The 25,056-nt window shown below is 34.6% G+C and carries 24 protein-coding genes; 11 read left to right on the top strand and 13 right to left on the bottom strand.

Annotated elements, in window-relative coordinates:
- Window positions 1-98 precede the first annotated feature (98 nt).
- The 3 genes from ffh to ACNQGN_RS07310 all read left to right on the top strand — a co-directional run bounded on the left by ffh (window position 99) and on the right by ACNQGN_RS07310 (window position 3,622).
- Complete coding sequence (gene ffh, locus ACNQGN_RS07300; RefSeq protein WP_417987177.1) at window positions 99-1,448, top strand: signal recognition particle protein; 1,350 nt, start codon at window positions 99-101, stop codon at window positions 1,446-1,448.
- A 133-nt stretch (window positions 1,449-1,581) separates the two neighbouring features.
- Complete coding sequence (locus tag ACNQGN_RS07305) at window positions 1,582-2,466, top strand: bifunctional 5,10-methylenetetrahydrofolate dehydrogenase/5,10-methenyltetrahydrofolate cyclohydrolase (RefSeq protein WP_417987178.1); 885 nt, start codon at window positions 1,582-1,584, stop codon at window positions 2,464-2,466.
- Between the two features lie 229 nt (window positions 2,467-2,695).
- The gene (locus ACNQGN_RS07310; RefSeq protein ID WP_417987179.1) at window positions 2,696-3,622 is read left to right on the top strand and encodes a magnesium transporter CorA family protein; all 927 of its coding nucleotides are present in this window, start codon (window positions 2,696-2,698) and stop codon (window positions 3,620-3,622) included.
- A 16-nt stretch (window positions 3,623-3,638) separates the two neighbouring features.
- On the opposite strand, the gene ACNQGN_RS07315 is transcribed toward ACNQGN_RS07310, so the two are convergent.
- A complete protein-coding gene (locus tag ACNQGN_RS07315; protein WP_417987180.1) occupies window positions 3,639-5,807 on the bottom strand; it encodes an ATP-binding protein in 2,169 nt (722 codons plus the stop codon).
- A gap of 347 nt (window positions 5,808-6,154) precedes the next feature.
- Here ACNQGN_RS07315 and ACNQGN_RS07320 point away from each other — a divergent pair, with 347 nt between their 5' ends.
- From ACNQGN_RS07320 to ACNQGN_RS07335, 4 genes are all read left to right on the top strand, one after another.
- Window positions 6,155-6,769 (top strand): hypothetical protein, encoded by a 615-nt coding sequence (locus ACNQGN_RS07320; protein ID WP_417987181.1) that lies wholly within the window; start codon window positions 6,155-6,157, stop codon window positions 6,767-6,769.
- A 2-nt stretch (window positions 6,770-6,771) separates the two neighbouring features.
- Window positions 6,772-7,065, top strand: a complete 294-nt coding sequence (locus tag ACNQGN_RS07325; RefSeq protein WP_417987182.1) for a winged helix-turn-helix domain-containing protein — start codon at window positions 6,772-6,774, stop codon at window positions 7,063-7,065.
- A gap of 55 nt (window positions 7,066-7,120) precedes the next feature.
- Window positions 7,121-8,506, top strand: coding sequence for a DUF4153 domain-containing protein (locus ACNQGN_RS07330; protein ID WP_417987183.1), 1,386 nt, complete (start codon window positions 7,121-7,123; stop codon window positions 8,504-8,506).
- Between the two features lie 270 nt (window positions 8,507-8,776).
- Window positions 8,777-9,022 carry a nucleotidyltransferase family protein gene (locus ACNQGN_RS07335; RefSeq protein ID WP_417987184.1) on the top strand — a complete coding sequence of 82 codons (246 nt, stop codon included), beginning with the start codon at window positions 8,777-8,779 and terminating at the stop codon, window positions 9,020-9,022.
- 200 nt (window positions 9,023-9,222) lie between these two features.
- On the opposite strand, the gene rluF is transcribed toward ACNQGN_RS07335, so the two are convergent.
- The 4 genes from rluF to ACNQGN_RS07355 all read right to left on the bottom strand — a co-directional run bounded on the left by rluF (window position 9,223) and on the right by ACNQGN_RS07355 (window position 12,901).
- Window positions 9,223-10,035 carry a 23S rRNA pseudouridine(2604) synthase RluF gene (gene rluF / locus ACNQGN_RS07340; protein WP_417987185.1) on the bottom strand — a complete coding sequence of 271 codons (813 nt, stop codon included), beginning with the start codon at window positions 10,033-10,035 and terminating at the stop codon, window positions 9,223-9,225.
- A 100-nt stretch (window positions 10,036-10,135) separates the two neighbouring features.
- Complete coding sequence (locus ACNQGN_RS07345; RefSeq protein ID WP_417987186.1) at window positions 10,136-10,984, bottom strand: alpha/beta fold hydrolase; 849 nt, start codon at window positions 10,982-10,984, stop codon at window positions 10,136-10,138.
- Window positions 10,985-11,020: 36 nt separating this feature from the next.
- Window positions 11,021-11,800, bottom strand: coding sequence for a zinc ribbon domain-containing protein (locus ACNQGN_RS07350; protein WP_417987187.1), 780 nt, complete (start codon window positions 11,798-11,800; stop codon window positions 11,021-11,023).
- A 3-nt stretch (window positions 11,801-11,803) separates the two neighbouring features.
- A complete protein-coding gene (locus ACNQGN_RS07355) occupies window positions 11,804-12,901 on the bottom strand; it encodes a Nif3-like dinuclear metal center hexameric protein (RefSeq protein ID WP_417987188.1) in 1,098 nt (365 codons plus the stop codon).
- A gap of 147 nt (window positions 12,902-13,048) precedes the next feature.
- Between ACNQGN_RS07355 and lpxK the strand changes: the two genes are divergently transcribed.
- Both lpxK and ACNQGN_RS07365 read left to right on the top strand, forming a co-directional pair.
- A complete protein-coding gene (lpxK, locus tag ACNQGN_RS07360) occupies window positions 13,049-14,083 on the top strand; it encodes a tetraacyldisaccharide 4'-kinase (RefSeq protein WP_417987189.1) in 1,035 nt (344 codons plus the stop codon).
- A complete protein-coding gene (locus tag ACNQGN_RS07365; protein ID WP_417987190.1) occupies window positions 14,046-14,858 on the top strand; it encodes a purine-nucleoside phosphorylase in 813 nt (270 codons plus the stop codon). The genes lpxK and ACNQGN_RS07365 overlap by 38 nt, the downstream gene beginning before the upstream one ends.
- A gap of 4 nt (window positions 14,859-14,862) precedes the next feature.
- Here ACNQGN_RS07365 and ACNQGN_RS07370 read toward each other — a convergent pair whose 3' ends face one another.
- Genes ACNQGN_RS07370 through lipA form a run of 3 tightly spaced genes read right to left on the bottom strand, consistent with a single transcriptional unit; the run spans window position 14,863 to window position 18,983 of the window.
- The gene (locus tag ACNQGN_RS07370) at window positions 14,863-17,028 is read right to left on the bottom strand and encodes a tetratricopeptide repeat-containing hybrid sensor histidine kinase/response regulator (RefSeq protein ID WP_417987191.1); all 2,166 of its coding nucleotides are present in this window, start codon (window positions 17,026-17,028) and stop codon (window positions 14,863-14,865) included.
- A gap of 22 nt (window positions 17,029-17,050) precedes the next feature.
- Window positions 17,051-18,055 carry a type I glyceraldehyde-3-phosphate dehydrogenase gene (gene gap, locus ACNQGN_RS07375; RefSeq protein WP_417987232.1) on the bottom strand — a complete coding sequence of 335 codons (1,005 nt, stop codon included), beginning with the start codon at window positions 18,053-18,055 and terminating at the stop codon, window positions 17,051-17,053.
- A 58-nt stretch (window positions 18,056-18,113) separates the two neighbouring features.
- Entirely contained in the window at window positions 18,114-18,983 is an 870-nt protein-coding gene (lipA, locus tag ACNQGN_RS07380) for a lipoyl synthase (RefSeq protein ID WP_417987192.1), read from the bottom strand.
- Window positions 18,984-19,767: 784 nt separating this feature from the next.
- Here lipA and ACNQGN_RS07385 point away from each other — a divergent pair.
- Window positions 19,768-19,995: a type II toxin-antitoxin system RelE/ParE family toxin gene (locus ACNQGN_RS07385; protein ID WP_417987233.1), complete on the top strand. Its 228-nt coding sequence runs from the start codon at window positions 19,768-19,770 to the stop codon at window positions 19,993-19,995.
- Window positions 19,985-20,293: a helix-turn-helix domain-containing protein gene (locus tag ACNQGN_RS07390; RefSeq protein ID WP_417987193.1), complete on the top strand. Its 309-nt coding sequence runs from the start codon at window positions 19,985-19,987 to the stop codon at window positions 20,291-20,293. Before ACNQGN_RS07385 ends, ACNQGN_RS07390 begins: the two co-directional genes overlap by 11 nt.
- Before the next feature lie 325 nt (window positions 20,294-20,618).
- Here the strand turns inward: ACNQGN_RS07390 and ACNQGN_RS07395 are convergent, their stop codons facing one another.
- From ACNQGN_RS07395 to murB, 5 genes are all read right to left on the bottom strand, one after another.
- Window positions 20,619-21,440, bottom strand: a complete 822-nt coding sequence (locus ACNQGN_RS07395; protein WP_417987194.1) for an energy transducer TonB — start codon at window positions 21,438-21,440, stop codon at window positions 20,619-20,621.
- Window positions 21,441-21,603: 163 nt separating this feature from the next.
- The gene (locus tag ACNQGN_RS07400) at window positions 21,604-22,155 is read right to left on the bottom strand and encodes an RNA polymerase sigma factor (RefSeq protein WP_039110079.1); all 552 of its coding nucleotides are present in this window, start codon (window positions 22,153-22,155) and stop codon (window positions 21,604-21,606) included.
- Complete coding sequence (locus tag ACNQGN_RS07405; RefSeq protein WP_417987195.1) at window positions 22,146-23,252, bottom strand: glycosyltransferase; 1,107 nt, start codon at window positions 23,250-23,252, stop codon at window positions 22,146-22,148. Before ACNQGN_RS07405 ends, ACNQGN_RS07400 begins: the two co-directional genes overlap by 10 nt.
- Before the next feature lie 85 nt (window positions 23,253-23,337).
- Window positions 23,338-23,952, bottom strand: coding sequence for an FMN-binding negative transcriptional regulator (locus ACNQGN_RS07410; protein ID WP_417987196.1), 615 nt, complete (start codon window positions 23,950-23,952; stop codon window positions 23,338-23,340).
- Window positions 23,953-24,031: 79 nt separating this feature from the next.
- Window positions 24,032-25,045 carry a UDP-N-acetylmuramate dehydrogenase gene (gene murB, locus ACNQGN_RS07415; RefSeq protein ID WP_417987197.1) on the bottom strand — a complete coding sequence of 338 codons (1,014 nt, stop codon included), beginning with the start codon at window positions 25,043-25,045 and terminating at the stop codon, window positions 24,032-24,034.
- Between the last annotated feature and the right edge of the window lie 11 nt (window positions 25,046-25,056).

The following is a 25,056-nucleotide window of genomic DNA, read 5'->3' on the forward strand; positions in this document are numbered from 1 at the left end:
GGTAAAATTAATTGAAATTCACTTTATCAATTATCTAATTATCTGATTGCCTAATTATCTAATTAGTTTATCTTTGCACTTCAATAAAATAAAAAATCATGTTCGATAATTTAAGCGATAAACTAGACAAAGCCTTTCACATACTAAAAGGTCACGGAAAAATCACCGAGGTAAACGTAGCTGAAACATTAAAAGAGGTTCGTAGAGCTTTACTTGATGCCGATGTTAACTTTAAAATCGCTAAAGATTTTACCACCAAAGTAAAAGAAAAAGCAATTGGTCAAGACGTATTAACCACGCTTCAACCTGGACAATTATTGGTAAAGCTGGTCAAAGACGAGCTTACTGAATTAATGGGCGGGGATGTTGCCGGAATCAATCTTTCTGGTACTCCAACGGTTATTTTAATGTCGGGTTTACAAGGGTCTGGTAAAACTACTTTTTCAGGAAAATTAGCGAATTATTTGTTGACCAAAAAGAATAAGAAACCATTATTGGTAGCTTGTGATATCTATCGTCCTGCCGCTATTCAACAATTGTATGTTGTCGGAGATTCGATAGGAGTAGAGGTGTATTCTGAACCAGAGAATAAAAATCCTGTAGAAATTGCTCAAAATGCAATCAAACACGCAAAAGCCAATGGTTTCAACGTAGTGATTGTCGATACAGCAGGTCGTTTGGCCGTGGATGAGGAAATGATGAATGAGATCGAACGTGTTCACAAAGCAATTCAGCCTCATGAAACCTTATTTGTTGTTGATGCCATGACGGGTCAGGATGCTGTAAATACTGCAAAAACCTTCAACGAAAGATTGAATTTCGATGGAGTTATCCTTACTAAATTAGATGGAGATACTCGTGGTGGAGCTGCAATTTCAATTAAATCAGTTGTTAATAAACCAATTAAATTTGTAGGTACAGGGGAGAAAATGGATGCTATTGATGTATTCTATCCTGTTCGTATGGCTGAACGTATCCTTGGAATGGGAGATGTTGTGTCTTTGGTAGAAAGAGCTCAAGAGCAATTTGATGAAGAAGAAGCAAGAAAAATCCAAAAGAAAATCGCTAAAAACGAATTTGGTTTTGATGATTTCTTGTCTCAAATCCAACAAGTGAAGAAAATGGGTAATATGAAAGATTTGGTTGGAATGATACCAGGTGCTTCAAAAGCCATGAAGGATGTTGAAATTGAAGATGACGCTTTCAAGCACATTGAAGCAATCATTCATTCGATGACGCCTAAAGAAAGAAGTAAGCCAGCTCTAATTGACGTAAAAAGAAAAGCTAGAATCGCAAAAGGTTCCGGAACAAAAATAGAGCAAGTCAATCAATTGATGAAGCAGTTCGAGCAAATGAGTAAGATGATGAAAATGATGCAAGGACCTGGAGGGAAAAATCTAATGAAAATGATGAGTGGCATGCAAGGCGGTATGCCGGGAATGCGCTAATTATTTATTGGAGGTTTAAAAGTTCATTTTTTGAATTTTTGAACCTTAACTTTTTTATAAAATAAATCACTACTAAACCTTAAAGTTTCTGGTTTTCAAAACTTTAAACTTTAACCTTTAAACAATTTTAAAAATGCAACTACTAGACGGAAAAAAAACAGCAGAAGATATTAAAAGTGAAATCGCTGCCGAAGTACAAAAGATAAAAAACAATGGGGAAAAAGTGCCTCATTTAGCTGCAGTAATTGTAGGTAATGATGGTGCCAGTTTAACCTATGTTGGAAGTAAGGTTAAAGCATGCGAACGAGTAGGATTTGAGTCGACTTTGGTAAAAATGCCAAGTACTACAACTGAAATTGAATTGCTGAATAAGATTAAAGAGTTGAATGAAGATGATAACATTGATGGATTTATCGTTCAGTTGCCGCTTCCGGAACAAATCGATGAGCAAAAAGTATTGATGGCAGTGGATCCAAGTAAAGATGTTGATGGATTTCATCCGGAGAATTTTGGAAAAATGGCATTGGATATGACTACTTTTATTCCTGCAACGCCTTTCGGAATTCTCGAATTGTTAGAAAGATATGGCGTGGAGACTAAAGGGAAACATACCGTAGTTATTGGACGCAGTCATATTGTAGGTCGTCCGATGAGTATTTTGATGGGAAGAAAAGGTTTTCCGGGGAACTCAACGGTAACCTTGACGCATAGCTACACTAAAAACATTGAAGAAATTACTATTCAGGCCGATATCATTATCACCGCTCTTGGTGTTCCCAATTATCTAAAAGCGGATATGGTGAAAGACGGAGTTGTTGTAATTGACGTTGGTATTACGCGTGTTCCTGATGAAAAAAATGACAAAGGGTATGTAATTACCGGTGATGTTGATTTTGAACATGTAAGCAAAAAAGCATCTTTTATTACTCCGGTTCCCGGTGGAGTAGGACCTATGACAATTGCGATGTTATTGAAAAATACACTTTTGGCAAGAGAAATGAGAATTGCTAAATCGTAAAATAGTTTACTATACTCTATAGAGCCTTAAGCGAAAGTTTAAGGCTTTTTTTCTTAAAAAACGCTTAATATTCTGCGGATTGATTACGGTAACAAGTTATAAAGAATACTTTTGCAGCACAAAAAAAAACAGACCTTTAAAATGGACGATTATTATTCGGAAATGTTAAATTAATATAGCACTTGACAGATCATTCAAAATGCTATAAATAAACCTATATGATTTTGAAATGAGAGCTTTTTACAAAAACAATGTCGGATTAATTGCCACTGAAGAATGGTCCCCAAACTGTTGGATAAATATTGAATGTCCAACCGAACCAGAAAAAAAATATGTACTGGAGGAATTGCAAATCCCCGAAGCATTTTATAATGATATTGAAGATATTGACGAAAGACCAAGAATAGAAATTGAGAATGGCTGGACTTTGATTATCATGCGAATTCCGGTGAAGAGTAATGATATCAAATTGCCTTTTCATACAATTCCTGTCGGGGTTATTTTTAAAGGGGAAGTCTGTATCACTATAAGTTTCCAAAAAACTGAAATGCTTACCGATTTTGTAACGTACACCAAACGCAAGAATATTAATATAAAAGATAACTTTGATCTCGTATTGAAATTGCTGCTGTCTTCGAGTGTGTGGTATTTAAAATACCTTAAACAGGTCAATCAAAAAATTAAGTTGGCAGAAGACAATCTGGAAAAATCAATTAAAAATGAAGAGTTGCAAGCCTTACTTCAAATAGAAAAATGTCTGGTATTCTTCATGACTTCCCTGAAAGGGAATGATATCCTCTTGCACAGAATCAAGAATATAAAATCCCAAAAAGAAAATTTTGATTTAGAATTGTTGGAAGATGTTGAAATTGAATTGCGTCAGGCACAGGAAACCACGAATATTTACAGCGACATCTTAACAGGGACAATGGATGCGTATGCTTCGGTGATTTCTAATAATATGAATACTATTATGAAGCAGATGACTTCCATTTCTATTATTCTGATGATTCCAACGCTAATGGCCAGTTTGTATGGAATGAACGTACCTAATGATTTAGAAGATAATCGATATGGAATATGGATTGTCATTTTCATCTCCGTTTTGTTATCTGCTTTAGGGGTGTTTTTATTCAAGAGAAAAAGATGGTTTTGATTAATGGGTTTATTAGTTAGATCTGGAACTGCTTTTGTTTAGCAATTATTTCTTCCAGGTTTTTTAAAACAACCGGTTTAGTGATAAAATCATCCATTCCTTTTGAGATTGCTGATACTTTATCTTCATCAAATGCACTTGCTGTTACAGCAATGATTGGTATCGCGTTTATCTGATATTTAAGAGAGGACTGTATTCTTTTTGTTGCTTCAAACCCATCCATTTCAGGCATGTGCAAGTCCATAAAAATGATGTCGTAATCATTTTCAGTGTACATAGAAACGGCTTCTATTCCATTAACTGCAATATCAGAAGGGATATTCAGTTTATTCAAAAGTTTGTACAATACTTTCTGATTTATTAAATTGTCTTCAACAATTAATGCTTTAGTAATGAGCGTTTCTTTCTGATTGTTAAATTGAGTTGCGATGTTGTTTTCAATAGGAATTATAGTGGTATTTATTTTGAACGGTATTTCGAAACTAAAACTGGATCCGCCACTTTCTAAAGCTTTAATATTTAATTTAGTTCCTCCCATTAGTTGTACTAACTGGTTAGCAATTGTTAAACCTAATCCCGTACCACCGTATTTTCGGGTGGTTGTTAAGTCGGCTTGCTCAAATGCTAAAAGCATCTGTTCCGTTTTATCAGCATCTATGCCGATGCCGGAATCCATGATGTTAAAATTTAAATACTGTAAATCATCTGTTTGATTCAATAAATTCACTTCGAGTTTAACATAGCCATGTGTTGTAAACTTAATTGCATTGTCAATTAGATTAATCAATACTTGCTGCAGTCTTAGATTATCTCCAAGGATGCTATTGACGATTTTGTTGTCGTAAATAAAATGCAATTTTATGTTTTTATCATTTATTCGGTATTCAAATAAACGGATGAGTTTGGTGAGTTCTTTTTTAAGGTTGATGGGATATTGTTCTACCTTCATTTTACCGGCCTCCATTTTGGAATGATCTAAAATCATATTTACAATACCCAAAAGGTGTTCGGCACTGTGTTCGGCAATTTCAATATATTCCGTTTGTTCAGTATTTAATGTACTTGTTTTAAGCATGTTTAGCATTCCGATAACACCATTAAGAGGCGAACGAATTTCGTGGCTCATATTGGCGAGAAATTGCGTTTTGAAGGTTGCTATTTTATTCGCCTGCTCTGTTTTCTTTTCTAAAAAAATAATATTTTCAGATAGCTTCTCTTTCAATATTCCATAACTCATTAATAAGAAATCAACTTCCCTAATTGATGATTTATGGTGTAAATTGGATACCGGTTCTTTGAAATTGGATTTTATATAATTTGAAATATCTAATGAAAGTAGTTTAATGTCTTTTGTGAAATATTTAGAGATGTAGATGCACAATACTAAAGCAATTAGTGTCATGAGCAGTGTTTGGCATAATTGAGAATAGAATAAGGTTTCTTCTAATTCATTTTTTCTTTTTTTGTTATGAGCTATAATCTGGACAAAGGAATTTTCAACAGCCTCATTCATTTTGTTTATTTTTCCATATAAACCCTGATCTTGAGAAACGCCCAGTTTTGAACTCAATTTCACGAAAGAATCAAAGTTATTTTTATAGGCTGTAAGAACTTGCCTGGTTACTGAATCAATGTTCTTTTCTTTTAAAGTTGCATAATACAAATCTTTAAATTTTTGGATGGAGGCATCGTCTGAACGTAACATATAGTCTTTCTCGTGTCTGCGAAGCTGCAGTAAAGTAATTTTGTCTAGTGAAGACTTTTTTTCTAAAAAATGGGCTTTATTTCTCATCTCACCTTCTATTCCGTGATCTTTAAATCCGCGGATTAGTGCTGTTGCTTTAAACTGATTTGCAATAGTATAGAGCATATCTATTTCGTTAGAAAGATGTGTCATAGCGGGATTGTTTCCGATGTTCAGTTCTTTGGATTCTTTGAAAATCAGATCAACTTCCTTTCTTTGGTTTTTTAAATTGTCGATGTATAGTTTAAGATCTTTTTGGCTATGATTCAGATAAAAGTCTTTTTCCTTATATCCAAACAACAAAAAGGTTTGAAAATTTCTGATGTTAGCGGTAAACTCTTGTGAAACCCGGTACGATCTGTAAGTGAAGTTATTCAGATAATCTACTTTGCGGTCGATATGCAGGTACAACATGAACCAAACAATTATCAAAACGATCATTGATGAAAAAGATAAAAATATTTGTGTTCTGAAGTACCGAAAAGTGTGGAGGAAAAATTTCAAATATTATTTTTTAGATGACTAACAAATGTAGGGCGTCCATTAAATAAACAGATTAAAATACTTCAAACAAAAGGTTAAGTTATTGTATGGTGACTAAAATAATCAGTGACATGCAGGCGATTTGAAGGTGTGAAATAGTTAGATACAGTAGCGGGCAATTGGATAAGAAAAGAAAGGGAATTTATACGGTGAAAAATGGAAACAAAAAGAAACCAAAATAAAATCAGTTTCTATTTTGTAATTTGAAAATAATAAATAACTTTGTAATTCAAAGTACTTTATTTATGGATCAAAAACATCAAGAAGATTTATCGCATATTCGTTCCATGATGGAACGCTCTTCAAGATTTATTTCGTTAAGTGGCCTTTCTGGAGTATTTGCCGGGGTATTTGCATTAGCTGGAGCAATTTATGTGCATCAGTTGTTTGAAAATAATGGTATTGACTATTTTGACGCTAGGCAGAAGCCATTTAGTTGTGATGTAATTGTAGAAATTACTTTCGTTGCTCTGGCAATTTTAATTTTAGCATTGCTGTCTGGTGTTTTTTTTAGCTGGAGAAAAAGTAAAAAGTTTAATTTACCGGTGTGGACTAATACCACTAAAAAGATGTTAGTCAATTTAGCAATCCCTTTATTTGTAGGAGGAGTATTTTGTGTAGCGCTTTTATACCATCAGCTATATGCGCTGATTGCACCCACAACTTTATTGTTCTATGGCCTGGCACTTATTAATGCTGAAAAATATACTTTTTCAGATATTAAATATTTAGGTATATGTGAGATTATTTTAGGATGTATCTCCCTCTTTTATGTTGGATATGGACTCGTTTTTTGGGCGATAGGATTTGGAATTTTACATATCCTATACGGATTAATTGTGTTCAAAAAATACAAATAGAAATGGGAATCATTGATAAATTAAATAAAGACTTCGAAAGCCGGGTCAGACTTGGCATTATGTCTGTTCTGATGGTAAATGAGTGGATTGACTTTACCGAGATGAAATCTTTATTGGATATTACCGATGGTAATTTAGCCAGTCATTCTTCAGCATTGGAGAAAGCGGGATACATACAAGTGAAGAAAGAGTTTGTCGGTAAAAAGCCGAAAACTTCGTATAGCGTTACAGACGCAGGTAGAGCCGCTTTTGTTTCGCACCTGAACAGCCTTGAAAAATTAATCAAATCTAAATAACACCCTTTTTTTAATCTAATACTTTGAAATGCAAAGTACTTTTAAATTTTTTATTATGAAAAAATATCATTTAATTTTAGCTTGTAGTCTGATTTTTATCTGGCTTTTTTACAACGAAACTATAGGGGTTAACGCGTCTGTTTTTGGACTTGTCCTAACAGGATTAATTTGTTATTTATCTCAAAAACGATTTTTAGATAAATCGAATCTAATTTTGATACTGACCAGCGTGGTGTCGTGTTTCGCTTTTGCCTGGTATGGTGATTTTATTTCTTTTGTGGCCATGGGTTCTTCTTTGATTTTTTTGCGGTTCAGCATTCAGGATCCTAAACTGAAGATTGTACAATCCATTCCGCTTGTATTTATAAATCTGTTTGCCACATCTGTGAGAATATTTCAATTTAGCCAATGGCTACCCCAAAGAAAGGTAGAGAATCAGTTGGTTAAAAAGCTAATTGCTTATTTTGCAATACCAGCCCTATTTCTGACGCTTTTTTTTAGTATCTATTCTTTTGGAAGTGCTCACTTTTCAGGATTATTTTCTAATTATACCTTGGATCTGGATTTAGAGCAAGTACTCTTGATTGGAGTTGTAGGTTTTTATTTTTCATTCAGCTTCTGGAATTATTGGGTACCCCAATATTGTTATGATGCTAATTCAAAATTAGATGATGATTTTAGCAGGGAAGGTAGAATGGTGCAGCAGCAGACTTTTTCATTTCTGGATCTAGATTTTGAAAGGAAGAGCGGTGAAATTACATTAGTGCTTTTAAATTGTATGATTTTGATTTTTATAGGAACCTATAATTACGAGCAATTTTTTGAAGAACAGGCTTTGGTATCTTTAAGTGAGGCAACACATGAAAGGGTAAATGCCGTTATTTTTTCAATACTTATGGCGGTCGGGGTGATGCTGTTCTATTTTAAAAGTGGATTTAATTTTGACAAGAAAGCTTCTAAACTTAAATTATTATCCAAAATTTGGATCGCACTGAATGGCATTTTAATTAGTAGTACAATTATAAAAAACGTTGAATATGTTTCTGCTTTTGGTTTAACTTATAAAAGATTGGGTGTTTTTGCATTCTTGTTACTGGCAAGTATTGGTTTGGCACTTACTTTTTGGAAAATTTATAAACAGAAAACCAATGCTTATCTTTTCAATCAAATGATTTGGTATTTTTATGGTACGGTACTTTTATGCAGTTTTATAAATTGGGGGAATGTAATTACACGATACAATATTAGAGTAAATAAAGGTGTTGAACTCCATTTTTTGGAAAGCTTAGATTTTAACGATGTACTGTATTGGGAGTACAGCGCTTCACATACTGATGCAATTACTAAAAAAACCACTGCGGTAGAGGATCCTGTTCAATTGAATCAAAAGAAAAGCGTTCTTTCAAAGGTATTATATTATGAAACTTTAAAAAAGGAATAAAGCTACTGTAAGAAAGAAGCCGTATCATAACTATTGAGCCAGTTTTTATTCTTGTTTGGTTAATTTTTTAAAGGAATTTAGAAAACGGGTAAATTGCCTTCAAGCGACAATTTTCTTTCTAAAGGTCTAAGTTGCCAACTTGTCTAAAATGGAACAGTGAAATTGTAAGGGTGAAAAAAGTGAGCGTCATGAAAACTTTTTTCCTAAATTTGAGCATGATTCTAATAGAAAGAAATATTGATGGTCTAAAAAAGCTTTGTTCTACATACAATGTGGACAAAATGTATCTTTTTTGGATCAGCTCTAAATTCAAACTTTAGTGATAAAAGTGATATTGATTTTTTAGTCAAATTTAAAGCTATTGAATTGGCTCAATACTTTGAGAATTATATAAATTTAAAAGAGAATTTGAAGATATTGTTTGGTCGTGAGGTAGATTTACTGGAAGAACAAACACTTAAAAATCCAATTCTTATTAACTCCATAAATAAATCTAAAGAGCTTATTTATGGATGAGAGAATCCTAAAATGGTTATTCGATATTAAAATGACTATTGATGAAATTGATGGTTATTTTATAAACAAACAAACGGATTTTTTGAAATATCGAGATAACTTGATGTTAAAAAGAGTAAAAAATCTTAGGATCCACCAAAAAACCGTCTAATTTAGACTTCTTCTCTATTGTTTAAGTATACAGTAAAAAAACAGGCTGATTAATAGTCCCCTCTTCCCTTAAATCTCGGATCATCTCGTTTGATAAATTCCGTTCTTCTTTTTGGTGTTTCTGTTTTGGGTAAACTGGCTTCTTCGGTTTTACTGGAAGGCTCGATGAGTTCATTTAGTTCTTTGATTTCAGCATCAGTTAAATCTCTGTAGCGTCCCACGGGAACATCCAGTGAAATGTTGATGATTCGGATGCGTTTTAGAGCTGTAACGTCATACCCTAGATATTCTGTCATTCTACGAATTTGACGGTTTAAACCTTGCGTAAGTATAATTTTGAAAGTGAATTTACTGATTTGTTCCACCTTACATTTTCGCGTTACGGTATCTAAAATAGGAACTCCATTACCCATTCTTTCAATAAATCGATCCGTTATAGGTTTGTTTACCGTTACGGTATATTCTTTTTCGTGATTGTTTCGGGCGCGTAATATTTTGTTGACGATGTCGCCATCATTGGTCATGAAAATTAAACCTTCACTGGCTTTGTCCAATCTTCCGATCGGAAAAATACGTTTGGGGTAATTGATGTAATCCACAATGTTGTTGCGAACATCCAGGTTTGTGGTACATTCAATTCCTACAGGCTTATAGAAAGCAAGATAAACTGGTTTCTCGTTTTTCTCACGGATTAATTTACCGTCAATACGCACTTCATCATCAGGCGAAACTTTTGTTCCCAATTCCGGAACGATTCCATTGATGGTAACACGACCTTCTTCAATGATTTTATCGGCTTCCCGGCGGGAGCAATACCCGGTTTCTCCTATGAATTTATTGAGGCGTTTTAGATTTTCTTCCATGATGCAAAAGTAGTACTAAATTGTTTAAGCGTTTATGTGGTTGTTTGTTTATTTGAATATTAGGAGGTCCCTATGCGATTTTACTGATGTCTTTTTTAAATTACTCCGTTTCAAATAAAAATCGAGTGACTTTTTCATATAGTTCATCGTCATGCATGCTGTGCCCCAGACCCTTAGTTTCAATGAAAACGACGTTTTTCCATGTGCTGGCAATTTTTTTTCCTTCTTCGAATAAAACTACCGTATCGTCAACATCGTGGGCAAGCAGTCCTTTGATGCTTAATTTTGAAGCAAACAGTTTGCCTGAAAATTGTTCCAGTGTAAGTTTGAAATTAGTTAAATAGTGGTCTTCCAAAGATTTTGAAATTTTAGAATTCAAACTCAATAGTGCAATGTAATTGTGCAGGATAATGCTGAAATCACTTGGTGCACCTAGAATCACCATTTTTTTAAGCAGGTTGTTTTGATATACCGACTGGTAATACAGGCACGTTTTGCCACCAATAGAATGACCAACAAGGTATTGTGGCTGGTATTTTTCAACAGCGATATGAATGAATTCAGCATATTTAGGAATACTAAATTCTTTTCCGCTGGATAATCCATGAGCTGGACCATCAATTGCAATAACAGTGCTTCCGGATTTTTTTAGATAGGGTAGGAAGTTCTCCCAACGAGAAGCATTGCTTTCCCATCCATGCACTAAAAGAATTATGGTATCATTTCCTTTCCAGGTATACGTTTGAAAGGAATGTTCTCCCTGTTGAAACGTTTCGGTTAGTGCCTCTTGTAGAATTTCAGGCAGCTTATCTTTAGATAATTTACCTTCTCTGGGTTCACTGAAAAAGGCATACGCGAGTTGCGATGCTTTCTTTGGAAATACAAAACTCAAAAGGTTTATGTACAATCCAATGGATTTCGTGAATATAAAAAAAAATATTTTTTTCATAATAAAAAAGCCTCCGTTTAGGAGGCTTAAATATAGTTAGAATTTAGAAAATAATTTTTCCATTTTTTCTTTTTCTTCGTCAGCTAATACACTGTCGACTAATATTCTTCCTGAATGCTCATCAGTAATAATTTTCTTTCTTGAAGCAATTTCCACTTGTGTTTGTGGTGGAATTGTAAAGAATGATCCTGCAGATGCTCCTCTTTCGATAGAAACAACAGCTAAACCATTGCGTACACTTGTTCTGATTCTAGTGTAAGCAGCTAGCAATCTGTCTTCAATTAAACTTTGATATTCAGCTGATTTCTCAGATAAAAAAGCTTCTTCTTTAGCAGTTTCAGACATAATAGCGTCTAATTCTGATTTTTTATGTTTCAAGTGATTAGATTTTGCTTCTAATCTTTCTTTTGAGTTTGAAATTACTTCTTTCTTATGCTCGATAGAAGCTTTCATTTCTTTAATTTGTTTTTCAGACAATTGAATTTCTAATTCTTGAAATTCAATCTCTTTCGTCAACGAATTAAATTCTCTGTTGTTACGAACAGTTTCTTGCTGTTTAGTATATTTTTTGATAGCCTCTTTGTGCTCATCAATTGCATTCTTTTTTACCTTAATCAGGTCCTCAATAACGTCGAGTTCCCCTTTTAATTTTTCGGAACGTGTGCTTAAACCAGCAACTTCATCTTCTAAATCCTCTACTTCAAGAGGAAGTTCACCTCTTACATTTCTGATTTCGTCAATTCTTGAGTCAATAAGTTGTAAATCGTAAATTGCTCTTAACTTGTCCTCAACACTTAATTCTTTCGTATTCGCCATATTCTATAAGTACTTAACTGGATTTGAATTTTCTTCTGATAAAATAACTGCAAAATTAAGGATTTTTTTCCGAAGATACTCAACAATATAATTTTTTGTATAGCGTTCGCTTTCAAAATGTCCAATATCGGCTAATAGCAACTGATTTTCGGCTTCATAAAACTGATGATACTTCAAATCTGCCGTTAAATAGGCATCAGCTCCAGCCTGAATCGCATTTTTTATCGCAAAACTTCCGGCGCCGCCAAGAACAGCTACTTTTCTGATTTCCTTTCGTGTAAAGTTAGAATGTCGAATCCCGTCACTTTGCATTTTTTCTTTTACAAAAAGCAAAAACGCTTTTTCTTTCATTGGATTTTTAAATTCGCCAATCATTCCCAAACCAATATTCTGATGCTGGTTTTGCAAATCATAAAGCTCATAAGCGATTTCCTCATAAGCATGACTTCTGAATAAGGCTTTGAGAATTTTATTTTCTAGATATTTTTCGAAAGTGACTTCGATTTTAATTTCATCACCCTGCACAAACTCAAAGCGCTCTCCAACCTGAGGATTGCTGCGCTCATTGCCCATATAGGTTCCAATCCCTTTTGAATTAAAACTGCAGTTTTCATAATTGCCGATGTTTCCGGCTCCGGCATCAAAAAGTGCGTTTCGTACTTCTTCTGCGTTTTCAGGAATTGTATAGGTTACTAATTTCCGAATGAAATTTTGTTTTGGAATCAGTATTTTAGTGTTTGTTAATCCCAATGCATCGCAAAAGATTTTGTTCACACCATCTTGATGATTGTCCAGTGCAGTATGGACGGCAAAAATGGCAATATCATTTTTTATGGCTTTAATTACAGCTCGTTCTACATAGTTTTTACCTGTTATTTTTTTTAAGCCAGAAAATAATATAGGATGAAAACAAACTACCAGATTGCATTTTTTTGCAATCGCTTCGTCAATTATAATTTCCAGGGCATCATGGCAAACTAGAATACCTGTCGCTTCTGATTCTTGATCTCCAACCAATAAACCCACATTGTCAAAATCTTCAGCGTAAGCGAGTGGTGCCATTTCTTCGAGTACGGATATTATCTCTTTGATTTTAGTCATCGTTCAGTTTTTTTGTGTTCGTGAATCTTCGATTTCATGATTTGTAGTGTAAAGTTTGCTGTTTAAAGATTGAGGTTCATTAACTTTAAATTGCAAACAGAAGCAACAAAATTTTAAATCAAAGATAATTTATTCTACTTTCGTATAATGAATTTACTGCGAAAATTACTGTTCCCGTTTGCCATTTTATATGGTGTGATAACGAGTATTCGTAATTTTCTTTTCGATACAGGTATTTTAAAATCGTATTCTTTTGATTTACCTATTATTGCTGTTGGTAATTTAAGTGTTGGCGGAACCGGAAAAACGCCTCAGATCGAATATTTGATTCGGTTGCTTTCTGATAAATATAAAATTGCCACCTTGAGTCGTGGCTACAAAAGGCAATCAGAAGGGTTCGTGTTGGCGGATGCTGCTTCGAATGCTGCTATTCTTGGAGACGAGCCTTTTCAGTTTTTTCAGAAATTCAGGAACATTCAGGTCGCTGTTGATGCTGATCGAAAAAATGGTATTGAACAATTGCTTGCTCAATCTGAAAAACCGGAAGTAATCTTGCTGGATGATGCTTTTCAGCATCGAAAAGTAAAAGCAGGATTTTATATTTTGCTAACTGCCTATGATGATTTGTTTTCGGATGATTTTATGCTTCCGACAGGTAATTTGCGCGAGAGCAGGAGTGGGGCAAAAAGAGCCAATATAATTATCGTTACAAAATGTCCTGCTGTGCTTTCATCCGAAGAACAGAATGAAATCAGAAACAAATTGAAACCTGGGGTGCATCAGGAATTGTATTTTACGTATATTGATTATGATGATTGTATTTATGGTGAAGATCGAAAGCTAAAAGTCGACGAAGTTAAAGTAGCTGCGAAGGTATTAGTGGCAGGAATCGCAAAACCCGAATCGTTTTTCTCGTATTTGAAGAACATAAATGATGTGTGTTTGACTTTTCCGGACCATCATAATTTTACCGAGAAAGATATTTTAGAAATTAAGAATAGTGCTCAGAACAACATTATTATTACTACCGAGAAAGATTATGTTAGATTGAAAGGAAGTTTACCTGCGGAGCAACTTTTTTATTTACCCATAAAAAGTTCTTTTGTGTCGGGAAGTGAAGATTTTGATAAAAACAGTATTAATTATGTGGAAAGAAGTACAGCAAACCGTAAGTTATATTAAAGAAAGAATCTATTTTACTCCAGAATATGGTGTTATTTTAGGGTCAGGTTTAGGGAGTTTTACCAACGAGATGAAGATAGAATTTACCTTGCCCTATAATGAAATTCCAAATTTTCCTGTTGCAACGGTTCAAGGGCATAAAGGAGCGTTAGTTTTTGGGACAATTGGCGGTAAGAAAGTCGTTGCCATGCAGGGGAGGTTTCATTTTTATGAAGGGTATTCGATGAAAGAAGTGACTTTTCCGGTGCGTGTGATGAAGTTTTTGGGTGTTGATAAATTAATTGTTTCCAACGCATCCGGAGGTGTAAATCCAAAGTATAAAGTAGGTTCTATTGTCCTGATTACGGATCATATCAATATGGCTCCGGAGCATCCTTTGCGGGGTAAAAATGACGAACGCTTCGGGCCCCGTTTTGTAAACATGAGCGAACCGTATTCCAGAAAAATGATTGCTAAGGTCAAAGAATTGGCACAAGAGCTAAAGATAGAAGTTCAGGAAGGGATTTACCTTGGTTTACAAGGGCCTACCTTTGAAACCTTGGCGGAGTATCGGATGGTAAAGATTCTTGGTGCTGACTGCGTAGGAATGTCAACAGTTCCCGAAGTGATTGTCGCCCGTCATATGGATTTGGAAACATTTGGAATTTCTGTAATTACCGATATGGGAAATGAAGAAAGTATAGGGACCATTTCTCATGATGAAGTTTTGCAAGCTGCTAAAAATGCAGAACCAAAAGTGAGAAGCCTAATTAAAGAATTGATTTTAAAATATTAAGGAGCTATACATTTTTAGCAATGATAGCATAGAATTCTTCCGGGATGAATGGTTTTGTAACAACATCATTCATACCATAGGATAAAAGCATTTCTCGATTTTCATCTAACGAAATTGCCGTAAGTGCAATTATAGGTGTTTCAGTATCAAATTTTCTGATTTCTTCTGTAGCGATGGTTCCGTTTATGCCCGGCAGATGAACATCCATTAGGATTAAATCAAATTTATTCTTTTTTGCTATTTCTATCGCATCTTCACCATTGTCAATTATTTCGCAGGATATTCCTTTATTGCGAAGCATTTTTTCGGTAATCATTTGATTGATTTTATTGTCTTCTACTAAAAGCACTTTTTTGTTTTTTAAAGAAGTGTCGTCATATGTTTTAGTCTTTTGTCCCACCACTGGTATTGGTGAGCCTATCTTATATTGCAATTCAAACGAAAAAGAAGATCCTTTTCCTACAACACTGCTTAAATTTATTTTTCCTCCCAGAATTTTAATTAATTTTTTTACTATTGTCAATCCTAAGCCAGTTCCTCCGTATTTTCGATTGATCTCTATTGAACCCTGTGAGAAGCTATCAAAAACGCTTTGCAATTTGTCTGCAGGTATTCCAATTCCGGTATCGATTACTTCAAAATGTAAATTTGCATTTTGATTCTCTAGCGAATGCAGTTTAACAATTACACTTACGGTACCATTTTTAGTGAATTTCAGTGCATTGTTAATCAGATTCAAAATGATTTGCGATAATTTTGTGGGATCGCCAATCAAATAATCAGGAATGGACCGATCAATTTCAAGCGTAAAATTATTGTTGTTGATACGTGCTAATTCTTTTAAAGAGTTCTTGATGTCCTCTAATAGCTGTTTAAGATTAAAGCTGATGTATTCCAGTTCAATTTTATTAGAATCAATTTTGTTGATTTCCAGAATTTCATTTATAAATTTGGTCAGATAATCTCCAGAAAATTTTAAGGAAGACAAATAGTTCATTTGAGATTTTTTCGGCTGCTCTTCCAATAATAAGTGGGCTATTCCATTTATGGCATTTAAAGGCGTGCGAAGCTCATGGCTCACGGTCGATAAAAATTCTGATCTGGCATTGGAAGCTCTTTCCGCTTTCTCTTTGGCAATTTCCAACTCTTTATTTTTTTCTTTCAACATTAGATTTGACTGCGTTCTAATAATGTTGTTTTTATACAAAGACAAGCTTAATAGTGATAAAATAGAAATTAATGCAATAGCCAGTATGCTGATTAATTTAGAAAATTTAGTGGTTTTCTCCTGCTGCTTGGTATCCCTGTCAATTTGTGCCAGTTCCTTTAAACGTTCCGTTTCTTTGAATTTATCGTAATCATCAATTCCCAGCCTTTCGTTGTTTAAAATAGAAATGCTTTCTTTTAGATTGAGGTGTTGTTTTAAATAGGAATAGGCGTTGTTTTTGTCCAGTGTTTTTTCATGAACCGTACTTAGGGCAAGTAAAATATTTGATTTTTTTTCTAGATTATCCTCTGTTTCATTTAGCTTCAGTGCTTTGTTAAGATAGTTTAAGGCTAAATTAAATCTGTCTTTTGAGGCTTCAATTGTTCCTATCTGGTACAATGCCTCTACCTTCGAATTTAATAGTTCCGGGCTGTCAGGTTTTGCAATGATGGTTTTGAAAATTGCTGACGCTTGCTCGGAATTTCCTTTTGACTTGCTTATTATTCCTCTTTGAAGTGCTAGTATTTCTGCAGTATCAGTGATTTTTAGTTCTTCAAATAGGGATTGAGTTTCTTTAAAACAAATTTCGGCATCAGCAAAATTTGATTTTTCCATGTACGCTAAACCAAGATAGTAATAGCAGTAGGCGTAGGATGTGTTTGGATTTAAGTTTTTATATAACGTGATGCTTCTGTGGAAGTTTTCGATAGCATCATTGTATTTTTTAGAGTCAAAATAGATTTTGCCCAGGTTATAGGTTTGATTGGCCTGAGCTTGAGCATTACGTATTGCCTTAGAATAGTTTATTGCCTTTTGCGTGTAATAAAGCGCATTTTTGTATTTGTTGTTTACAATATTTGTGCTGCTTAAAGTACTGTAATACGCAATGCTATCTGTTTTCTCATTGGTTTGAGAATACAGAAACGAATGTAAAAAAAAGATAAAAATAAAGAGATACTTCATGTACACCTGAATTTTTTCATATTTATTTATTTTTATTTTCAATCAAAAGAATTAAATCAATAATTCGAGATGAATAGCCTATTTCATTATCATACCAACCTACCACTTTCACCATTTTATCAATTACCGAGGTTAGTTGGGCGTCAAAAAGACAAGAATTTGTGTTTCCAATTATATCAACAGAAACAATAGGGTCCTCTGTATAATCGAGAATTCCTTTTAAGTTCGTTTCTGCGGCGATTTTGAAAGCAGCATTTATCTCATTTATAGTGACAGCTCGTTTTACATTGAACGTAATATCGGTCAGCGAACCGTCCGGAACAGGAACCCTGATACCGCATCCGCCAATTTTCCCCTGCAATTTAGTGAAAATTTTTGTTAAAGCTTTAGCTGCACCAGTTGTTGTTGGAACAATTGATTGACTGGCCCCACGAGCTCTGCGCAAATCCTTATGGGGTTGATCGTGTAAACTTTGGTCCGTAGTATAGGAGTGAATAGTAGTAATATAAGCCTGCTCAATGCCACAAAGTTCATCAATAACTTTCATCATTGGTGCCGCATTATTGGTTGTACAACTGGCGTTGGATATAATGGTTTCCGTACCGTCAAGAATACTTTCGTTTACCCCCAAAACAACCGTTTTTATGCTGTCAACTTCTGAAGGTGCAGACAGAATTACTTTCCTGGCACCAGCCAAAATATGGGCATTTATATCATCAAAAGTGCAGTACTTTCCAGTTGACTCAATTACGTAATCGATGTCTAAGCTTTTCCAGTCCAGTTTTGAGATGCTTTTTTCGTGAAAGAACAAAAAATGTTTCGCAGCAACGAAAAAACCTTTTTCATCATGACTAACGGGAAATGGCAACACACCATGAATACTATCGTATTTCACTAAATGGGCCATTGTTTTTGTATCTGCAATATCATTGATGGCAACCACTTCAATAGTGGGATGGTTTAAAAGTAAACGAAATAAATTTCGACCAATTCTTCCAAAACCATTAATGGCAATTCTTGTTTTCAAATGTTTCATTTATTCGTTTATTTGCCTGATCGACTGCCCGATTGAACCAATAAACTTTTTATAAAATATGTTTTTGTGCTTTGTAGGAAGAACGAACTAATGGTCCGCTTTCAACATGACGGAAACCCAATTCCAAACCAAATTTCTCATATATTGCAAATTGATCCGGAGTTATAAACTCCTTTACCGGTAAATGTTTTTTACTGGGTTGCAAGTACTGGCCTATCGTAACAATATCAACATTTGCTTCTCGCAAATCTCGCATCGTTTGAAACACTTCTTCTTCTTTTTCACCAAGACCAAGCATGATGCCCGATTTTGTTCTGTTAATTCCTTTTTCTTTCAAATAGCGCAATACTTCCAGACTTCGGTCGTATTTGGCCTGAATGCGAACCTCACGGGTCAGTCTGCGAACGGTTTCAACGTTGTGTGAAACCACTTCAGGATTAGCCGCTACGATTCTATCGATATTTCTTTCGATACCTTGAAAATCCGGAATCAGCGTTTCAAGGGTTGTGTTTGGGTTCATTCTGCGAATGGCTTTTACGGTTTCGATCCAAATGATAGATCCGCCATCTTTCAAGTCATCTCTGTCAACACTTGTAATAACAGCGTGTTTGATATTCATGATTTTGATAGAACGCGCCACTTTTTCCGGCTCATCCCAATCCACAGTTTCGGGCCTTCCGGTTTTTACACCACAAAAACCACAAGAACGCGTGCATACGTTTCCTAAAATCATGAATGTAGCCGTTCCTTCGCCCCAGCATTCACCCATGTTTGGGCAGCTACCAGAGGTACAAATTGTGTTCAGACTATATTTGTCAACTAAGCCGCGAAGCTCCGTATATTTTTGGCCAATTGGTAGTTTTACCTTCAACCATTTCGGTTTTCCAATCGGTAAAGTATTTTCTAAAACAGTTTCCATATGTCAATTTTCAAAGGACAAAGATAAGGAAATGTAGTTTAGTTGTGGATTCGTTTATTTGTTTATTTGAAACAAGAAAAATCGAGACTGTAGGAACACAGTATTTACGTTTTATAGGAAATAATGGATCAATCCTAAAAGTTGTGGGAAAATATTAAAAAAGGGATATTTACATTTTTAAATAACTACGCATGCCAGATTAATTTAGCGAACTTATTGAATTACTATTGAGAAATTATAGTTAACTACTTCGAGTTAACCTTGTATAAAAAAGGAGAAGAAATACGTCATCTTTATCTAAAAGAGGTCAATTCCATTCCCAAAGAATATCGTTAGCATAAATTAAGTTCCAAAGGATTCTTTGGTGAGATAGCGGTTCAGGATTTTCCAATTCGCAGACATCCGGTATCTAAGCTACTACCAAAGGTTTAGCTCAACGGCTGTTACTGGTGATTTGGGTAATTGGCTTAATTTGAGATTGGTTTGTATTTGTGAGAAATTGCTTAATCCGAAAATAAGACTTAAGTTGATCCCAAACAACTTGTAGCAAGGGAATGTTGGTGAAAATAACTCCTTACTTCACTAAAAAATAATACCTTAAAAATAAAATTTAACAATACGAATTATATTTGTATCTTTATATGGAAACAAAAATAAATTAAATGAATAAATTTGATGTTATTTTTTTGACAGAGGCTAGAGAATTCCTTCTTGAATTAGACGAAAAAAGTCGAGACAAGATTTTTTCTACTTAGACAAATCAAAAATTAAAAACGATAAGGAACTGTTTAAAAAACTAAAAGGAGAAATTTGGGAATTTAGAACCTTGTATAACAAAACTTATTTCAGAATTTTTGCATTTTGGGACAAAACCGAAAAAATTAAGACTTTAGTTCTAGCAACACACGGAATAATCAAGAAAACAGGCAAGACTCCGGAAAAAGAAATTGAAAAAGCGGAAAGCATAAGGTTAAAATACTTTGAATTTAAAATTAAGCGAAATGAAAAATAAAGAAAAAGAATTAGAAATGTTCACTTTTGACCAAATTAAAAATGAATTTATTGGTGAAACTGGAAGCGTAAAAAGAACGCTTTACGAACAAGAACTTCAAATGGAAATTATCGGAGACTTAATCAAAAAAATTCGTCTTGAAAGAAATATGACTCAAGATGAATTGGGTAAATTAATTGGCGTGCAAAGAGCCCAGATTTCAAAACTTGAAAACAATACTACTAATGTGACTGTTGAAACAATACTAAGAGTTTTCAGTGCTTTGAAAGCAAAAGTAAATTTCAATGTAGAATTCTAAACAGTACTATAAAGATTGCGTAAAAAAGCGACTCCCACCACCTAGAGTTTCGTTGCGTGCGTAGCACAAACAATGAAACTCGTGTTGAACGGAAGTGCTCTACATTCAAAATCTGGGATACCCTAATCCCTGAAAATAAAGCTTGCCCCGTTCGAAATAATTATCCTATTTTTCTTTATGTCCATGCAAGTAAAAAAGCGTGGGATGCAACCGCAATCAGGACTGAAAAGTACTTTCGGCTGTTTGACGATAAAATAGTAAAGAAAAAGTAGCGGCAGTATTCAAAAAAAGCTTCATTTGATTTGAAGCTTTTTTTGTTTTTATACTAATTCATCTGCACCGTTATAGGGAGATTATAAGCAGTTCGTACCGGTTTGGAGCCAATCATTCCTGGCGACCATTTTGTTCTTAAGGATTTCAAAACTCTAACTGCTTCTTTGCCTAAGCCATAGCCTGGATCTCGCTGTACATGAATATCAGTCATGGTTCCGTCTTTTTCGATTACAAAAGACACATAAACTTTGATCGTACCACCGCTGTCGAGATCTGGACTTTCAAAATTATTTCCTACATAGGTGTAGAATTTATTGATTCCTCCCGGGAATTCAGGAAGTTTGTCCAGCGTTGCACTGGCTACAATTGTATTCCCAGGGTCAATAGTACCTTCAGTTTCTGTTCCTGTTCCAGTGGAAGCCGATGGATTGATACCAATAGTGGCAGTTCCTTCCGTACTGACAGGTGCAGCGGTCGTATTATCGGTATTCTTTGGTATGTCTTGATTGGCAAGTTGTGCCTGAACAATTTCAGGATTTACCAATTGGTCACTTTGAATTGCGGCTTCGGAATTTGGTGCTTTCACTTGGGGAAGAGCTGGTTTTTCTATTTCCGTCAGCTGATTGGGTATAATATCAGTGATATGTACTAAAGTATTTGTCAGTTCCGGTAGCGTTAGCCCGGTTCCAGGATTGAAATAATTCAGAATTACAGGAATGCTCAAAGCAGAAGTTAAAAGTGATATTCCCATGAAAAGTGCTATTAATGAAGTTTTAGTACTTTCACGGCGCAACTGATACGCTCCATATTCTTTGTTTCTGTATTGAAAAACAAGGTCAATCCAACTGGTCTGGTAAATGCTTAATTTTGACATAATTTATGGATTTAAAGGTTAAGTATCAGTTAAATCATAAGCAGGTGTTGTTTTATTTAACAACGTAAATAACAAGAAATTTAGTATATAAAATGGAACTTATTTTTTTAGGATATTGGTTTACTTTAGCAATCGGTTCCCAAAGAACCTAATAATTCAAAAACTACCTTTTATTCTGAATGATTTCGGCCAGAAGTTTTTTGGCGCGAAGCAATTTAATTTTGACATTACTCAGCGGTTCATCAATTTTGTTGGCAATTTCCTGATAGCTCATTTCCTGAAAATAACGTAATTGAATGACTTCCTGATAATGCGGTTTTAATTCTTTGATGAATTGCAATAATTGCGACAGATTTTGTTCTGTAATCAATTCGTCTTCTGCCGATGGGGTTGTGTCGGCAATATTGTACGCTTGCTGGTCTTCTTCTTCTGTGATTTCGACAAAAAGACTTGATTTCTTTTTACGTAACAAATCAATGTGAACATTTTTTGCAATAGCGATAAGCCAAGTATTAAACTGAAATTCGGAGTTGTACGTCGCTATCTTGTCAAAAGCTTTGGAGAAAGTTTCAATCGTAATGTCTTCGGCATTGGTTTCATTTTCCGTACGCTTTAGCATAAAGCCATATACCTCGTTCCAATAATAGTCCAATAGAAAAGTAAAGGCAACCTGATCGCCCTGTTTTGCTTTTTCTATTTGTTTGTTTATTTCCAATGTACCGGTTTTGAGAATATATTAGTTATAAAGATATTGATTTGTGTGAATATAAGTGCTATCTCAACTAAAGGAAACCAGAACTTAATATCATTTTCTTTTAATTTTCCCGCAGAAAATCCAACAATAGTCCAAGTGACAACATAGCGGAGCACAATTAAACTCAGCACTAAGATCCATTGAAATTGAAAAGATAACAACAGAACAGGTAAGACAATAAATAGCAACTGTGAACAATAAAAAGCGCCTAATTGTAATTTATCTAATGGATTGTAATAATTTGCCGTCGCTACATGTCTTCTTTTTTGGGTAAACCAGTCTTTAAATGTTGTTTTTGGTTTTGAAAGTGTAAAACTCTCTGGGGTGTAGGCAATGGTCGTGTTTTTTGCATTTGCCGCCTGATTGACAAATAAATCATCATCACCTGAACGAATTTGCATGTGTTCAATAAAGCCATTTACATTAAAAAATGTTTCTTTTTTGTAGGCTAAATTTCTACCCACACCCATATATGGATGTCCTATTTTTGCCCAGGAAAAATATTGAATTGCCGTAAGCAACGTTTCAAAACGAATTAGTTTATTCAGAAATGAATTCGGGATTTTTTCATATTTACCGTAACCCAGAATAATTGTTTTTTGCATCGTAAACTGAGAACTCATTGCAAGTATCCAATCTTTTGAAGTGGGATGGCAATCCGCATCAGTGAATAATAAATATTCTTTTTTTGCCGCTTTTATTCCTAAAGTCAATGCGTATTTTTTATTGCCCCAAAAGGCTTCGTTGTTTTTTACTTTTACCAAACGCACATTTGGATATTGTTTTTCAAACTCTTCGAAGATGGCCAAAGTGTTATCGCTTGAAGCATCGTCAATCAAGACAATTTCAAAGTCAGGATAGTTTTGTTCAGCAAGTAAGGGGATGTAACTCGCTACATTTTCTTCTTCGTTTTTGGCGCAAACAATAACCGATATCGGTATTCTTTTGGGCGTTATCTTTTGTGCTTTGGCGAAAGCAAATTTCCCAAAAACACCAAGATAATACGAAATTTGAACAATAACAATAAAAATAAAAAAGTAAAGAATTAGTATAAGCATCAGCGTTTAGTGAGTTTTTAAATCGATGCAAAGGTATGAATAGAATTGTGAATTGTTGAGAACAATGTGTGAATTTCGAAAGAATTTATCTGGGACATTTCTTCATTTCAGCAGCAACAGCAATCTCTTGAACCCCTTTTGTTTTTTCTAATTCGGAAATGATGTTTTGATAATTTTTATCATCTCGGTTCTGTGACATTTTTTTGGTGCATTGAATGTCTGTAATTTCAATTTCAAAAGCTACAATACCTCGTGTTTGCAGCATCGTTTTCTTAGATAGGTTTTCCACACGAACCGGGTTTTCAGATTTCTGTTCGTATTTATCAACGAGCTTTTTTAGGGAATCCAGTACGGCTTCTCCTTCGATAATTTTGATTTTCCCATAAACATGCACTGCAATATAGTTCCAGGTCGGTACATTTTCATGATCATACCAGGAGGAAGAAATATAGGCATGTGGTCCGGAGAAGATAGCTAAGATTTGGTCGTTATCGCTAAAACCTTTCCATTGCGGGTTTTCTCTGGAAATATGTCCCTGTAAAATTTGATTTCCGTCCGTATTCGTTTCAAGCTCTAATGGAATATGTGTTGCACACAATTTTCCATTGGTTTGATTGACAAGAATGCCAAAGCTGTTTTCCTGAAGAAATTTTTTGATTTCTTCTTGATTTTCATTTTTGTAGCTTTCTGGTGTGTACATATTTGATACAATTGGTTAGCATCTGATTTAATACCCAAATTAATACGTTTCGAATCAAATCTAAAGTTTTACGCTTTTATTAAATGACATTTACTTCGGCCTCAATGTGAATGCCGAATGATTTAAAAATCGTTTCCTGAATGTCCTTTGAAATTGCCAGAATTTCCTGCCCTGTGGCATTTCCATAATTTACCAAAACCAAGGCTTGGTTTTTATGGATTCCGGCATCGCCAAAACGTTTTCCTTTGAAACCCGCTTGCTCAATAAGCCATCCTGCAGGAACTTTTACTTCCGTTTCTGAAACGTCGTAGTATTTCATTTCAGGAAATCTCAGTTGTATTTTCTCAAAATCAGATTTTAATAGAATAGGGTTTTTAAAGAAACTGCCACTGTTTCCAAGCTCTTTTGGGTCGGGTAACTTGCTTTGACGAATCGCAATTACAGCATCACTGACGTTTTTTAAAGTAGGAGTGGTGATGTTGTTTTTCTCTAATTCCGAAATAATATCGCCATAAGAAGTGTTGATTTTATGATTGCGTTTTGTCAATTTAAAAACAACTGCTGTGATGACATATTGGTCTTTCGCTTCATTCTTGAAAATACTTTCCCGGTAGCCAAAGTGACATTCGTCTTTTGTGAATGTTTTAATTTCCTGATCTTTTAGTGTCATCGCTTGACAGCTAACAAAAGTATCTTTTATCTCAGTGCCATACGCACCAATATTTTGTACTGGAGTGGTTCCCACATTTCCAGGAATCAGTGACATGTTTTCTAAACCACCAAAATTTTGGTCAATGGTCCAAAGCACAAATTCATGCCAGTTTTCTCCAGCCTGACTTTCGACCCATACGAAATCATCATTTTCAGCTACGATTTTTCTGCCTTTCAAATCAATATGAATCACAAGTGCATCAATGTCTTTTGTCAAAAGCATATTGCTGCCGCCACCCAGAATGAATTTTTTGTGCGCTTTGTTTTCTTGTAAAATAGTTTTTAGATCTGCTGCAGAATGTACGGCAACAAATTGTTTTGCTTTGGCTTCAATACCAAATGTATTGTGTTTTTTTAAAGAGAAATTATGTAGTATTTCCATAAAAGAAAGTG

It is taken from the genome of Flavobacterium rhamnosi, from assembly GCF_048286515.1.
Classification (GTDB): domain Bacteria; phylum Bacteroidota; class Bacteroidia; order Flavobacteriales; family Flavobacteriaceae; genus Flavobacterium.

Bases quoted from the DNA above. Each gene is read 5' to 3' on its own strand.
- ACNQGN_RS07310 (WP_417987179.1), top strand. From the start codon at position 2,696: ATGAGAGCTTTTTACAAAAACAATGTCGGATTAATTGCCACTGAAGAA.
- ACNQGN_RS07395 (WP_417987194.1), bottom strand. From the start codon at position 21,440: ATGTCAAAATTAAGCATTTACCAGACCAGTTGGATTGACCTTGTTTTT.
- ACNQGN_RS07405 (WP_417987195.1), bottom strand. From the start codon at position 23,252: ATGCTTATACTAATTCTTTACTTTTTTATTTTTATTGTTATTGTTCAA.
- ACNQGN_RS07345 (WP_417987186.1), bottom strand. From the start codon at position 10,984: ATGAAAAAAATATTTTTTTTTATATTCACGAAATCCATTGGATTGTAC.
- ACNQGN_RS07315 (WP_417987180.1), bottom strand. From the start codon at position 5,807: ATGATCGTTTTGATAATTGTTTGGTTCATGTTGTACCTGCATATCGAC.
- lpxK (WP_417987189.1), top strand. From the start codon at position 13,049: ATGAATTTACTGCGAAAATTACTGTTCCCGTTTGCCATTTTATATGGT.
- ACNQGN_RS07370 (WP_417987191.1), bottom strand. From the start codon at position 17,028: ATGAAGTATCTCTTTATTTTTATCTTTTTTTTACATTCGTTTCTGTAT.
- lipA (WP_417987192.1), bottom strand. From the start codon at position 18,983: ATGGAAACTGTTTTAGAAAATACTTTACCGATTGGAAAACCGAAATGG.
- murB (WP_417987197.1), bottom strand. From the start codon at position 25,045: ATGGAAATACTACATAATTTCTCTTTAAAAAAACACAATACATTTGGT.
- ACNQGN_RS07350 (WP_417987187.1), bottom strand. From the start codon at position 11,800: ATGGCGAATACGAAAGAATTAAGTGTTGAGGACAAGTTAAGAGCAATT.
- ffh (WP_417987177.1), top strand. From the start codon at position 99: ATGTTCGATAATTTAAGCGATAAACTAGACAAAGCCTTTCACATACTA.
- ACNQGN_RS07410 (WP_417987196.1), bottom strand. From the start codon at position 23,952: ATGTACACACCAGAAAGCTACAAAAATGAAAATCAAGAAGAAATCAAA.
- rluF (WP_417987185.1), bottom strand. From the start codon at position 10,035: ATGGAAGAAAATCTAAAACGCCTCAATAAATTCATAGGAGAAACCGGG.
- ACNQGN_RS07325 (WP_417987182.1), top strand. From the start codon at position 6,772: ATGGGAATCATTGATAAATTAAATAAAGACTTCGAAAGCCGGGTCAGA.
- ACNQGN_RS07320 (WP_417987181.1), top strand. From the start codon at position 6,155: ATGGATCAAAAACATCAAGAAGATTTATCGCATATTCGTTCCATGATG.
- ACNQGN_RS07335 (WP_417987184.1), top strand. From the start codon at position 8,777: ATGTGGACAAAATGTATCTTTTTTGGATCAGCTCTAAATTCAAACTTT.
- ACNQGN_RS07355 (WP_417987188.1), bottom strand. From the start codon at position 12,901: ATGACTAAAATCAAAGAGATAATATCCGTACTCGAAGAAATGGCACCA.
- ACNQGN_RS07305 (WP_417987178.1), top strand. From the start codon at position 1,582: ATGCAACTACTAGACGGAAAAAAAACAGCAGAAGATATTAAAAGTGAA.
- ACNQGN_RS07365 (WP_417987190.1), top strand. From the start codon at position 14,046: ATGTGGAAAGAAGTACAGCAAACCGTAAGTTATATTAAAGAAAGAATC.
- ACNQGN_RS07390 (WP_417987193.1), top strand. From the start codon at position 19,985: ATGAAAAATAAAGAAAAAGAATTAGAAATGTTCACTTTTGACCAAATT.
- ACNQGN_RS07330 (WP_417987183.1), top strand. From the start codon at position 7,121: ATGAAAAAATATCATTTAATTTTAGCTTGTAGTCTGATTTTTATCTGG.